Origin of the sequence: Bradyrhizobium sp. 27S5 (assembly GCF_037217225.1) — a bacterium.
GTDB lineage: Bacteria > Pseudomonadota > Alphaproteobacteria > Rhizobiales > Xanthobacteraceae > Bradyrhizobium > Bradyrhizobium septentrionale.
Map to the genome: position 1 here is coordinate 8,787,000 of NZ_CP147714.1, position 13,098 is coordinate 8,800,097.

Genomic DNA, 13,098 nt, shown 5'->3' on the forward strand with positions numbered 1-13,098 from the left:
GAAGTTGACGCGCGATAGTGCGCGGCGATCTCACTGATGTTGGCGACTGCAGACGCAAGACGCGTCAGGCCAACTCGTCAGCCGCAGCCCCGATGCCGGCGTAGATCTCATTGAGATCCGCCTCGGTGACGCAGTAGGGCGGCATCACGTAGATCGTGTTGCCGAGCGGTCGCAGCAGCAGGTTTCGCCGTTCGAAGAAGGCCAGAAGTTTTGGGCCAATGCCTGCGAGATAGCCCGCATCGTTTGCCTTGAGGTCGAGTGCGGTGATGGTGCCGGTGCGGCGGACGTTTTCGAAGCGCGGATCGGCGCGGAACGGTGCGATCAGGCGCTCCTGCATCGCGGCGAGCGACGTGACGCGCTCGTGGGCGCCGTGTTGCCAGAGCTCGAGATTCGCTTTTGCCGCGGCGCAGGCAACCGGGTTCGCGGTGTAGGAACTGGAATGGAAGAACATCCGCGAACGATCGCTGGAATAGTGCGCATCGTAGATGTCCGCGCGGCACAGCGTCACCGCGAGCGGCAGCGATCCGCCGGTGAGGCCCTTTGAATAACAGGCGATATCCGGCGTGACATCCGCCTGCTCGCACGCGAACAAGGTGCCGGTCCGGCCCCAGCCGGTCATCACCTCGTCGGCGATGAACAGCACGCCAGCGGCCTCGCAGATGCGCTTCATTTCCTTCAGCACCCAGGCGGGATACATCAGCATCCCGCCGGCGCCCAGAATCAGCGGCTCGACGATGAACGCGGCCGCGTTTTCCTTGCTGCATGCGGCTTCCAGCGCATCGAGCGTCGCCTGCTCATGCCCGGTGGCAGGAAACGGGATCGAGGCAACGTCGAACAGCAGCGGTTCGTAGGCCGCATTGAACACGCCGCGCGCGCCGACCGACATCGTGCCCACGGTGTCGCCATGATAGGAGTGCTGCATGACGATGATGCGCGTGCGCGGCACGCCGATATTGTGCCAATAGCCGAGCGCCACTTTCAGCGCCACTTCGACGCTGGTCGAGCCAGAGTCGGAGAAGAACACATAGTCTAACCCATCAGGCGCAAGCTTCAGGAGCTGCGCGGCAACCGCTTCGGCCGGATCGTGGGTATGGCCGGCAAAGATGATCTGGTTGAGCTGCTCCGCCTGGCTCTGGATCGCGCGCACGATATGCGGATGGCAGTGGCCGTGGGTCACGACCCACCAGGATGCGATCGCATCGATGATCCGGCGGTCATCCGCGGTGTAGAGATAGGCGCCCTCGCCGCGCACGATCCTGGTCATCGGGCCGTGGAGCGCGTGCTGGGTGAAGGGGTGCCAGATCGGCGATTTCCGGGGAGATGTCATGGATTGATATCGTCGCGGCGGAACGATGCCTTGAACGCGGCTTGCAGCGTGTCTGCCGCAAGCGGTGCGAGCCAGGGCAATCGGCCGAGCCGACGCACCTGCCCGATCTCGCAAATGGCGCGCTCGCTCTCCGGATTGGTGTCACCGATGAACGCGATGCCGCGAAGATCGATCCGGCGTTTGCGCAGCGCCTCGATCGACAGCAGCGAGTGATTGATGGTGCCGAGCGCGGTGCGGGCGCAGAGGACGACCGGAAGCCGCCATCGCTCGAAGATGTCGATATAAAGCGTATCGCCATTCAGCGGCACCATCAGCCCGCCGGCGCCTTCGATCACCAGCGGCCGGTCACAGGTCGCGGGCAAATCGAGCGCAGCCGGATCGATGCGCACGCCGTCGATTTCGGCAGACTGATGCGGCGACGCCGGTGTTCGCAACCGGTAGCGCTCGGGCACGATGCGATCGGGCGCAAGACCGCCGAGCCGTGCCACCATTTGCGCATCGGTCTCTTCTTCAAGGCCGGACTGCACCGGTTTCCAGTAGTTCGCGCCGAGGAAGCCGGCGAGGCCTGCGGAGAAGATCGTCTTTCCGATCCCGGTATCGGTGCCGGTCACCACGATCCGGCTGGTCATTGCGACCAGCCCCGCGTCTCCTCGACCAGCGCATCGAGCAGTGCGCGCACGTCGTCCTCGTCGACATTGAGGGTCAGTGCAATGCGCAGCCGCGCGGTTCCCGCCGGCACTGTCGGAGGCCTGATGCCGCGGATGTCGAAGCCACGCGCCTGCAATGCTGACGCGAGTTGCATCGCGCGCGCATTGTCGCCGACGATATAGGGCACGATCTGCGAGCGCGACGGACTTTGCCAACCGCGCAGATCGAGTTCGCGATGCGTGAACGCGACCAATTTTGCGAGGCGCTGCTGATGCTCGGGCTCCTCCTGCAGGATCAGAAGCGCCTCGCGCACGGCAACAGCCACAAGCGGTGACGGCGCGGTGGCGAAGATGAACGGGCGGCAGCGATTGACCATGAAGTCGCGCAGCACGGCGGACGCGGTGACCAGCGCGCCGGCGGCACCCAGCGCCTTGCCGCAGGTATGAACGATCACGAGGTTGTCGCGCCCCTCATAGGGCGCCGTCAGCCCGCGTCCCTGCGCGCCAAAGACTCCCGTGCCATGCGCCTCGTCGACCATCAGGAATGCGTCGAGCCGATCGGCGATGGCGACGAGGTCGTCGAGCGGCGCGACATCGCCGTCCATGCTGTAGACGCTTTCGACCACGATCCAGACCCGGCCGGTCCCGCCCTGGGCGCGCCAGCTGCGAATGGTGTCTTCGACCGACCCGGGATCATTGTGTTCACTGAACCGGAATTCGGCCCGGCCGGCCCGCGCGCCTTCATGGATGCTGGCATGCACGAGGGAATCGAGCACCAGCAGGTCGCCGCGTTGCGGCAGCGTGGTCAACACGGCGAAATTGGCGACGTAGCCGCCGCCAAAGAACAGCGCGGTCTCGGCGCGGAAGAACCTGGCGGCCTCGGCCTCTAACCGTTCGTGCTCCTCGCAATTGCCGCGCAGCAGCCGCGAGCCGCCGGCGCCGATCGGCGTGCCGGCCTCGAGCGCGGCCGCAACCGCCTGCTTGATTCGCGGCGCGCTCGCCAGCGCCAGGTAGTCGTTCGATACGAAATCGATGCCCGCGCGCGGCTTGAGGCCGCGCAGCCGATCGTCCTTGCTCAGGGCATGCAAGGCCGCGGCGTAATCAGCGACCTTGGCCGCATGGATTGCGCTCATGCTTCACTCACAGGAAGATTGTGGATTGCGCGCAACCAGCGTTGCGCGCCCACCGGAGATGGCGGTCAGGCGAGACGGGACGTGATGCCGAGCCGGTCAAGCAGATCGGCATCGCGATCGCGCTGCGGGTTCTTGGTGGTCAGCAGCACATCGCCGATGAAGATCGAATTGGCGCCGGCGAGGAAGCACATGGCCTGCAGCTCATCGGTCATGTATTGCCGCCCGGCCGACAACCGGACCACGCTGTTCGGCATCATGATCCGCGCGGTGGCGACCAGCCGCACCAGCGCGATCGGATCGGGCCGCTCCGCGGTGTCGTTGACCGGGACGCCCTTGACCTCGTTCCACAGATTGATCGGCACGCTCTCCGGATGGCTGGGGAGATTGGCGAGCAGTATCAGCATGCCGAGCCGGTCTTCAACCTGCTCGCCCATGCCTATAATGCCGCCGCAGCAGACCTTGATGCCGGCGTCGCGCACATGCGCCAGCGTATCGATGCGATCCTGCAAGGTGCGGGTGGTGATGATCTTGTCGTAGAACTCCGGCGAGGTATCGACATTGTGGTTGTAGAAATCGAGCCCGGCTTCGGAGAGCCGTTCGGCCTGATCAGGCGTCAGCATGCCGAGCGTGACGCAGGTCTCCATGCCCAGCCCCTTCACCGCGCTGACCATGTCGCAGACCTGATCGAGATCGCGGTCCTTGGGACTGCGCCAGGCCGCGGCCATGCAGAAGCGGCTTGCGCCGGCGTCCTTGGCGCGCTGCGCGACGGCGACCACCTCATCCCGCGGCATCAGGCGGGTCGCCTTCAGGCCGGTGTCGTAATGCGCGCTCTGCGAGCAGTAGCCGCAATCTTCCGGACAGCCGCCGGTCTTGATGCTGAGCAGGCTCGCGGTTTCGACGTGGTTCGGATTGAAGTTGGCGCGGTGAACGCCTTGCGCCTGAAACATCAGGTCGGCGAACGGCAAATTGTAGAGCGCTTCGGCCTCGGCGCGCTCCCAGCTTTTGCGCAACGGGGCGCTGCTGCTTCTGTCGGTCCGTTCGATTTCCACCACATCAACCATCGGGCTTGCCTTCTCGTTTGCGATGGATCATAGATAAAATGAGCTATTATCTATGATCGTTGATTTAGAATGATGCTAGCCGAGGTCGAGCGGATGCGCATCCGTTTTTGCGATAGATAATCTATGGTCAGCGAAGCAGAGAACACGACCACCGCCGGGCGCATCGCCGGCGCGATCGGCGAACGCATCATCAGCGGCGAATTGCTGCCCGACGCCCCGCTCCGGCAGGATCATGTCGCGCGGGAATTCCATTCCAGCCACGTCCCGGTGCGCGAGGCCTTCAGGCAATTGGAGGCGCAGCACCTTGTCGTTGCCGTGCCGCGTCGCGGCGTGCGGGTTGCTCCACTCGACACCAAATCGGTGAAGGAGATCGCCGAGATGCGCGCCGCGCTCGAGGTGGTCGCGCTCCGCAATGCCGCCCCGAGGTTCACGTCGGCGCATCTGGCGCGGATCGAGCTCGCCTTGATCGAAGGCGACAATGCCGAGACGGTTCAGGATTTCGAGATGGCCAATCGCGCCTTTCATCACGCGCTGGTGGCGCCGTGCGCGATGCCGCGGCTGCTCGCCAGCCTCGACGGATTGCAGCTGGCCAATTCGCGGCTCGTGTTCGCGATGGCGCGCAACGCCGGCTGGCGGCCGCGGCCCAGCCAGGATCATCGCATGATCCTGCAGGCCGTACGTGCGCGCAACATCGAGCAAGCCTGCAGCCTGCTCGCGCGGCATATTCAAACGATCGAGCGACTTGCGCTGCCGGCGGCGTGATCTGGGATTTGCAATCGCTTGCGGGTCGCGAGGCGGCTAGGCGATCGCCACGATCTCCAGCTCCTGATCGCCCGACCCGACGATATCGCCCACGGCTTTGCCCATCAGCGATCTCGCCACCGGCGCGACAAAGGAAATCGAGCCGGCCTTCGGATCGGCTTCGTCCTCGCCGACAATGCGATAGGTCTGCACCCGCCCATCGGCGCGGCTGAACGTCACGGTGCTTCCGAACGCGACGGTTTCGGTCGAAGCGGGATTGGGGACCACCTGCGCCGTGCGGAGCCGTTCCGTGAGATAGCGCGTGTCGCGCAACGGAACGGCCGACTGCCGTCGCCGTTCGTTGACGTCGTCCAGCTGCTGCGCGATCTCCAAGGCCTCGCGTGCCTCCTGGAGCTGGCGCTCCAGCGCCTTGCGTCCTGCCTCGGTCACCAGATTGGGATGCGGCGAAATGGGACGGTCCGGCAACAGCGTCTCAGACGCGGTCTCGGCACTTTCTTCCTTGGTGAAGGCAACGCTCAATCCAGAACTCCGTCAATGAGGCAGGCAGTATAGCCCCGCCTTATCAGCGCCGCTAATGCGCGATGGGATTAGGTTGGATCTAATGCGCCGCGGGTTGTTCCGTCTTGCCCCTACGACCAAAACGGTTCTTGGCAGCCTCGCGCCAGCCCTGGATGGTGACGTAGAGCATCGGCACCAGAAAGATGCCGATCGAGCTCGCGGCGAGCATGCCGCCGAACACCGCGGTGCCGACCGCACGGCGGCTGATTTCCGCGGCGCCGGTTGCGACCACCAGCGGCACCAGGCCGAGGATGAAGGCGATCGAGGTCATCATGACCGCGCGGAAGCGCATTTGCGCCCCCATCATCGCAGCCTCCGCGATCGGCCTGCCGGCCTCGCGCTGCTCCTTGGCGAATTCGACGATCAGAATGCCGTTCTTGGCGGCGAGCGCGATCAGCACCACGAGGCCGATCTGGCCGTAGAGATCGAGGTTTAGTCCTGCGAGCTTGATGCCGAGATAGGAACCGAGCACGCCGACCGTGACCGACAGCAGCACGGGAATCGGAATCGTCCAGCTCTCATACAGCGCCACCAGGAACAGATAGGCAAACAGCACCGCGAGCCCGAGGATGATGCCGGTCTGGCCGGAGGCCGCCTGCTCCTGATAGGCGGTGCCGGTCCATTCGTAGGAATAGCCCGCCGGCAGCGTCGTCTTCGAGAGTTCAGCCATCGCCGCGATCGCGGTGCCCGACGACACGCCCGCCGCCGGTCCGCCATTGACGGTGACCGAGCGATAATTGTTGTAGCGCGTGATCACCTGCGGCCCGGTGACGATCCGCAAGGATGCGATCGAGCGGATCGGCACCATCTCGCCGCCGCTGTTGCGCACGTAGATCTGCCAGATGTCGGGGATGTCGGCGCGGTTGGCCGCGTCGCCCTGCACATTGACCTGCCAGGTGCGGCCAAACAGATTGAAATTGTTGACGTAGATGCCGCCGAGCGTGGCCTGCAGCGCGGTGAACACGTCGGCCATGTTGAGGCCGAGCGCCTGCGCCTTGGCACGATCGATATCGAGGAAAATCGATGGGTTGGTCGCGGTGAAGGTCGAGAACACGCGGGTCAGCCGCGGATCGCGGTTCGCCGCGGCGATGAGCCCGCCCATCACGCTGCCGAGCGCGGCCGGGTCCTGCCCCTCGAGCGCCTCAAGCTGATATTCGAAGCCGCCGGAGGTCGAGAGCCCGATGATCGGCGGCAGGTTAAACGGCAGCACCGAGGCCGAACGGATCTGCGATCCCGCGATGAAGGTCTGCCGGATCGCGGCCTGCACCGAATCGGTGACCGCCTTGCGATCCTCGAACGGTTTCATGCGCGCCACCATGAAGGCGGAATTGGGCTCGTTGCCGCCGTCGAGCAGCGAGAAGCCGATGATCGACAGCACGTGGTCGATCGCCGGGTTCTTCTTCAGCAGCGCCTCGACCTGCTTGGTGACCTCGCTGGTGCGCGCCACCGAGGCGCCATCAGGTAGCTGCACCGCGATGAAAAACGCGCCCTGGTCCTCCTCGGGCAGGAAGCCGGTCGGCGTGATCTTCGACACGCCGAACACCGCCCCGGCGAACACCAGCACCGCGACCAGCGACAGCACCGCCACGCGGACCAGCCGTTGCACCACGCCGGCATAGCGGTCGCGCACCCAGTCGATGCCGCCGAGCACCCGTCCTATGATGCCGCGCCGCGGCCCGCCATGGCGCAGGAACACCGCGCACAGCGCCGGCGACAGCGTCAACGCATTCAGCGCCGAGATCACCATCGCCGCACTGATCGTCACCGCGAACTGGCGGAACAGCGTGCCGGATATGCCGGGGATGAACGCAATCGGCACGAACACCGAGAGCAGCACCAGCGAGATCGCGATGATCGGCGCGGTGATCTGCGTCATCGCCTTCTTGGTGGCGTCGGCCGGCGACAGCTCCGGCTCCTCTTCCATGACGCGCTCGACGTTCTCGACCACGACGATGGCGTCGTCGACCACGATGCCGATCGCAAGCACCATCGCCAGCAGCGAGACCGTGTTGGCGGAATAGCCGAGCGCCAGCAGCACCGCGAAGGCGCCGATCAGGCTGACCGGAACCGCGACCGCCGGGATCACCGTGGCGCGCAGATTGCCGAGGAACAGGAACACCACGATCACGACGAGCACAAAGGCCTCGCCGAGCGTCTTGATCACCTCCTTGATCGTATCGGAGACGAAGGTCGTGGAGTCGTATTGCACGAGATAGCTCAGGCCGGGAGGAAACCGCTCCGAGAGCCGCGCAAGCGTCGCCTGCACGGCCTTGGCCGTGGTCACGGCGTTGGCGCCCGGCGCGAGATAGATGCCCATCGGCACGCCGGGATTGCCGTCGATCCGCGATTCCGAGTCCATGTTCTGCGCGCCGATCTCGACGCGGGCGACGTCCTTGATCCGCAGCACCGATCCGTCCGGATTGGCCCGCAGCACGATGTTGCCGAACTGCGTCGAGGTGGTCAGGCGGCCCTGGGTCTGCACGTTGAACTGGAATTGCTGGTCGTTCGCGATTGGACGCGCGCCGATGCGGCCGACCGGCGCCTGCACGCTCTGGGCCCGGATCGCGGCGATCACATCCGACGGCGCCAGATTGAGGCTGGTCAGGCGCTGGGTGTCGAACCAGATCCGCATCGAATAGTTCAGCTTGGCGAACAGCGATGCCTGCCCGACGCCCGGCGTGCGCGAGATCGCGTCCAGCACATTGATGATGGCGTAGTTGGTGATGAACAGCGGGTCCTGCTCGCCGCTCTTGCTGTACAGCACGATGAACTGCAGCACCGCAGAGGATTTCTTCTGCACGGTCAGGCCCTGCGCCTGCACCTCGGTCGGCAATTGCGCGAGCGCGCTCTGCACCCGGTTGTTGACGTTGACAGTGTTGATGTCAGGGTCGGTGCCGAGCGCGAACGAGACCGTCAGCGTGTAGCTGCCGTCATTGCCGCTGGTCGACTTCATGTAGAGCATCTTGTCGACGCCGACGACCTGCGCTTCCAGCGGCTGGGCAACGCTGGATTCGACGACCTCGGCCGAAGCGCCGGGGAACACGGCCGAGACCGTCACCTGCGGCGGCACGATGTCCGGAAACTGGGCGACCGGGATCTGCATCATCGCCAGCACGCCGGCGATCGTGATCACGAACGCGATGACGATCGCAAGCCGCGGACGATCTACGAAGACAGCGGAAATCATGGATTGTTGCCCGTCGATTTCGGCGTGCTGCTTGCGCTGCCGTCCGCCGAGACCTTCATGCTCGACTGGATCAGCGCGCTGGCGGGACCCGGCGCGACCACTTCGCCCGGCCTGACCTTCTGCAATCCCTCGACGACGACCTTGTCGCCGAGCGCGATGCCGCTCGTCACCGCCGCAATCGTCGAGGTCGATTGCCCAAGCTGGATCCGCTTTTGCTCGGCCTTGTTGTCGGCGCCGACGACGTAGACATATTCGCCCTGCTGATCCGACAGCACCGCCGAGCGCGGGATCGCCAGCACCTCGACCGGCTGCACGCCTTCCAGCAGCACGGTCACGAACTCATTGTCGGTGAGCTCACGGACCGCACCGCCGGCTGCGACGGATGTGTACGTCGACGGGTTCGGAATGGTACCGCGCAACGAGATAGTGTCGGTGTTCTGCGCGATCGTGTTGTTGACGAAATTCAGCTCGCCAACCTGGTTGTAGAGCCGGCCGTTTGTCAGACGCACGCGGATGATAACGGCCTTGAAGCCGCCGCGGGTCGCGTAGCGGTCGCGCAGATCGAGCGCCTCGCGCACCGGCACGGGAAAGGTGACATACATCGGGTCCTGGCTGACGATGGTCGTCAGCGTTCCCGAATTCGGCGTCACGACATTGCCCTCGGTGACCGCGGTGCGCCCGATCCTGCCGTCGATCGGCGAGTGGATCTCGGTGTAGTCGAGATTGATCTGGGACAGGTCGACCTGGGCCTGCGCGGCCTGCACCTGCGCCTCGAGGCTCTGCTGGTTGGCGACCGCCGCATCGACGCTCGATTGCTGGCCGGCCGGCCCGCCGAGCAGGGACTTGGCGCGATCGGTGGTCAGCTTGGCGTTGACCAAGGTCGCCTGCAGTTGGGCGACCTGCGCCTTCTTCGATGCAAGGTCGGCCTCGAACGGGCCACGCTCGAGTTGATACAGCAGGTCGCCGGCCTTGACTTCGGAGCCTTCGACGAAGTTCCGCTTCTCCAGGAAGGCGGTCACGCGTGCCACCACGTTGACGCGGTTGGGGGCCTCGATGCGTCCCAGAAATTCGTTGGTTTCGGTGATCGGCCGCTTCACCGCCTCGAACACGCCGACGGCAGGAGGCCCGGGTGGGCCCGCCTGAGCATGCGCCGCCGAAATCCCGATAGCCGCCAATCCCGCCGATACCAGGAGCCCTGCCAATCCCCCAAGCATTCGTTCCGGACCACTCATGCTGTCCAACCCTTCGGCTACCAACAAGCTCTATCAGACGTCGAGTTCCCTCAGACCGGGAAGGTCAGGATGGGCAAGGTGCGTTGCAGGAGATCATAACGCGCCTAATCCGACAATCCTGGAACCGGATCGCCCCGTTGCGGTGATCCCGACGACACGCCACTGTGAGAAAGCGCCGCGACGCTGCAATGACACGCCGATCACGGCCACACCGACAGGCCCGGTGCGGGCGCCGGACACCGGAAGCTCCCGTCAACGTGATGACGTGCGCGCGACCTCAACGCTCGAGGTCCGGTATTGATGCCTGGAGGATGCCGGCAGACGATTGCTGCGGACAGTTGCCCAATGCTCGCGCATGTTCGACGGCGAATTGAAGGGCGAGGCGTCGCCCATTCCGCTCACAACGCGATGGCGTTCTTCAAACGGGACGTCTCTTGATAAGCGGGCGACTCCAGATGTTGGTACAGCCATGGCCGCGCGCGCTCGCCGCTGGCCTCGTGCACGCCGTCGAAGATGGCCATCTCGATCGCATGCGGGTGATCAGATGATGCGTAGACCGACTGCATTTCCGCGAACTTCTCATCCCGCCCCAGTTCCGCCGCGTTGGCGCTGTCGCGGCTGCCGATCTCGACGAACAGCGGACACGGGCAAATCAGGTACGCCAGCTCTGCGCCTGTGTACCTGGCGCGGCTGCTGCTGAAATGGATGTAGGTCGCAAGTTCGACGCCGAGATTCCTGCTGATGACGGACGACATCAGAAGCTTCTTCTCGTCGCGCATATAGCCGGAGACGACGGTGGGCCGCATCCGCCCCGTGGCGGCTTCCAGATGGAGCACGAGAAACGCGCCCCACGACACCCCGTACACGCCGACGTTCAAGCCGGACGCTCCGGTCAGCTTCCTGCAGACGATTTCGCCGGCGTCGATCGATGCGCATGACACGTTGTGCGCGGAGACGCCATGGGATGCCAGCATCGCGGCGATGTTGTTCTGACTTGCCTGGTCTCCGATCTGGACGATGTAAGGACACCAGACGACATAGCCGTCCCGGCACAGGCTCTTGCCGAGCGCGTTCATGTAGTCGTTGTCGGCATCATCGAAGCAGCGCTCCGGCGTGCTCGCCATGCCGTGGCCGAGCAGGATCAATCCCTTGAACTCTCCGTCGGGAATCCCAAGGCATCCGCGCACCGGTACGCCGCACTCCAGATCGAACTCGACCTTCACGACCGAGAATCCGTCCGCCGGCGCGCGCCAGAGAATCCGGATCTCGTCGCGCGACGGCCGATAAAGCCGCGGTCCCTGGAAAAGAGACCGCATCTCGCGTCGAATTTCCGGGCCGGTTGCGACCGCGCGCAGCTTGCCGCTTGTCGCGATATCGAAGAACGACCGGCAGAACTTGTCGTAGCCAAGCGTCGGCAAATCGATATTCGCGCATGATCCCCTGCAATGACTCAGCGCCAGCGTGTTATTGCCGGCAACCGACGAGGGGCCGACCAGCGTCATCAACAATCCGGAAAGAGCCCTGCGGCTGATCATCGGCCCTCCCCGAGCCCGCTTGCGGCCCGATCGAATGAGACAAGGTGGCCCTAGCTGGCGCCACAGATCGCGCGGACACAAATTAAAGGATGTTCATCGTCGAATGATCGCGCGCGGCGTTGCAATCCCGCCACGCTGGAAGGCCCGGCACAGCGACAATTCACGCCGAATACGTTTCGAGACACTTCGGGGTATTTCTGACTGTCACGCAGCTTCAATTCCGCCATACAAGGCGGAGGCGCCATCGCCGGACTTCGATTGTCGGGTCTTGATCGTCAGGTCTTGCTTGTCGGGTTTTGGGCTTGACCTCAGCGACTTTTGGCCGGCCGCGGACCATGCCGCAGCCAAGCGAGCAAGGCCCGGCACATCTGCGCGAAGGTCGCAAACAAGACCGGCGAAACGCTCGTGATGCGGCGAAGTGCCCCGGAATAGCCCGGACTCGTGGGCTAGGCCGAATTGCTCTACGCAATATTTCCGAGGTCGAAGGGTTTATCTATTGGTTAACAAGTTTTCCGGGATGGCCGATGACGAACGACCTGCACGAGCGTCTGATTGAACTGGCCTATGAGGCCGCCGTCCTCCCCGAGTTGTGGCCGAACGTCCTGCATCAGGTCGGCGAGATCGCGCGTGCGCGCGGCACCGTGCTGCTGACGGCGGCTCCGCATGACGTCCGATGGATCGCATCCCCCGACATGCACGACGACACGGCGGCCTATGTCGAAGGCGGCTGGCACCAGCGCAACGGGCGGTTGCCGCGCCTGCTCGCGGCCAACCATGCCGGCTTCCTGCGCGACATCGACGTGTTCGATACGCCCGAGGAGGTGCAGCAGGATTTCCAGATCCGCGAATTCTTCCGGCCGCGTGGGCTCGGCTGGGGTGCCGGCACCGCAATCCCGGTGCCGAGCGGCGACATGCTGATCTACAGCGTCGAGCGCGAATACCAGCACGGGCCGATCGAGCGGGAAGCGATCGAGCAGCTCGACGCGCTGCGCCCGCATCTGGCGCGTGCCGCATTGCTGTCGGCCCGGCTCGGGATGGAGCGCGCCAGGGCGGCAACCGAGTCGCTGGCGATACTCGGACTGCCCGCGGCCGTGCTGCGGCGCGGCGGCCGCCTGATGGCGGCCAACACGCTGTTCGACCGTCTGGTGCCCGACGTGATGCAGGATCGCGCCGAGCGCCTGGCGCTGGCGGCGCCCGCCGCCGACGCGCTGTTCGCCCAGGCACTTGCAGCGCTCGATCAGGGGCTGATCAGCGTCGAGGTCCGCTCGGTGCCGATCGCGGCACAGGGCGATCGCCCGCCGCTGATCGTGCATCTGGTCCCGATCCACGGTTCGGCGCGCGACCTGTTCGATCGCGCGCTGGCGATCGTGATCGTGACGCCGGTGGTGCCGGCCGAGGTGCCGACCGCGGAGGTGTTGCAGGGCCTGTTCGACCTGACGCCGGCGGAAGCGCGGGTCGCGCGCGGCATCGGCGAGGGACGAACCGTCGAGGCGATCGCCGTCGCCTTCGGCATCTCCCGCGAAACCGTGCGCAACCAGCTCAAGGCCGTGCTGGCGAAGACCGGGCTCGGCCGGCAGGTGGAGCTGGCCGGACTGCTCGCCGGCGCGAAGGTGCCGCCGGGTCCGGCTGCGGACTAAACAAAGTCCCGCGCAGCTC

10 protein-coding genes are annotated in these 13,098 nt (G+C 65.1%); 2 read left to right on the top strand and 8 right to left on the bottom strand.

From position 1 onward, the window contains the following. Window positions 1-64: 64 nt before the first annotated feature. The 4 genes from WDM24_RS41245 to bioB all read right to left on the bottom strand — a co-directional run bounded on the left by WDM24_RS41245 (window position 65) and on the right by bioB (window position 4,168). Window positions 65-1,327 carry an adenosylmethionine--8-amino-7-oxononanoate transaminase gene (locus tag WDM24_RS41245; protein ID WP_338829780.1) on the bottom strand — a complete coding sequence of 421 codons (1,263 nt, stop codon included), beginning with the start codon at window positions 1,325-1,327 and terminating at the stop codon, window positions 65-67. Then, window positions 1,324-1,956, bottom strand: coding sequence for a dethiobiotin synthase (bioD, locus tag WDM24_RS41250; protein WP_338829781.1), 633 nt, complete (start codon window positions 1,954-1,956; stop codon window positions 1,324-1,326). The genes WDM24_RS41245 and bioD overlap by 4 nt, the downstream gene beginning before the upstream one ends. Further along, on the bottom strand, window positions 1,953-3,107 hold the full coding sequence (locus WDM24_RS41255) for an 8-amino-7-oxononanoate synthase (RefSeq protein ID WP_338829782.1): 1,155 nt from the start codon (window positions 3,105-3,107) through the stop codon (window positions 1,953-1,955). Before WDM24_RS41255 ends, bioD begins: the two co-directional genes overlap by 4 nt. A gap of 65 nt (window positions 3,108-3,172) precedes the next feature. Next, window positions 3,173-4,168: a biotin synthase BioB gene (gene bioB, locus WDM24_RS41260; RefSeq protein WP_338829783.1), complete on the bottom strand. Its 996-nt coding sequence runs from the start codon at window positions 4,166-4,168 to the stop codon at window positions 3,173-3,175. 123 nt (window positions 4,169-4,291) lie between these two features. Here bioB and WDM24_RS41265 point away from each other — a divergent pair, with 123 nt between their 5' ends. Continuing rightward, a complete protein-coding gene (locus WDM24_RS41265; protein ID WP_166301018.1) occupies window positions 4,292-4,930 on the top strand; it encodes a GntR family transcriptional regulator in 639 nt (212 codons plus the stop codon). A gap of 36 nt (window positions 4,931-4,966) precedes the next feature. On the opposite strand, the gene greA is transcribed toward WDM24_RS41265, so the two are convergent. The 4 genes from greA to WDM24_RS41285 form a co-directional block, all read right to left on the bottom strand. Beyond that, window positions 4,967-5,449 (bottom strand): transcription elongation factor GreA, encoded by a 483-nt coding sequence (gene greA / locus WDM24_RS41270; protein ID WP_338829784.1) that lies wholly within the window; start codon window positions 5,447-5,449, stop codon window positions 4,967-4,969. A 79-nt stretch (window positions 5,450-5,528) separates the two neighbouring features. Further along, window positions 5,529-8,675, bottom strand: a complete 3,147-nt coding sequence (locus WDM24_RS41275) for a multidrug efflux RND transporter permease subunit (protein ID WP_338829785.1) — start codon at window positions 8,673-8,675, stop codon at window positions 5,529-5,531. Then, window positions 8,672-9,907: an efflux RND transporter periplasmic adaptor subunit gene (locus WDM24_RS41280; RefSeq protein ID WP_338829786.1), complete on the bottom strand. Its 1,236-nt coding sequence runs from the start codon at window positions 9,905-9,907 to the stop codon at window positions 8,672-8,674. The genes WDM24_RS41275 and WDM24_RS41280 overlap by 4 nt, the downstream gene beginning before the upstream one ends. 398 nt (window positions 9,908-10,305) lie before the next feature. Beyond that, the gene (locus WDM24_RS41285) at window positions 10,306-11,409 is read right to left on the bottom strand and encodes a hypothetical protein (RefSeq protein ID WP_338829787.1); all 1,104 of its coding nucleotides are present in this window, start codon (window positions 11,407-11,409) and stop codon (window positions 10,306-10,308) included. Window positions 11,410-11,966: 557 nt separating this feature from the next. Here WDM24_RS41285 and WDM24_RS41290 point away from each other — a divergent pair. Continuing rightward, complete coding sequence (locus tag WDM24_RS41290) at window positions 11,967-13,079, top strand: helix-turn-helix transcriptional regulator (RefSeq protein ID WP_338829788.1); 1,113 nt, start codon at window positions 11,967-11,969, stop codon at window positions 13,077-13,079. Window positions 13,080-13,098: the final 19 nt, after the last annotated feature.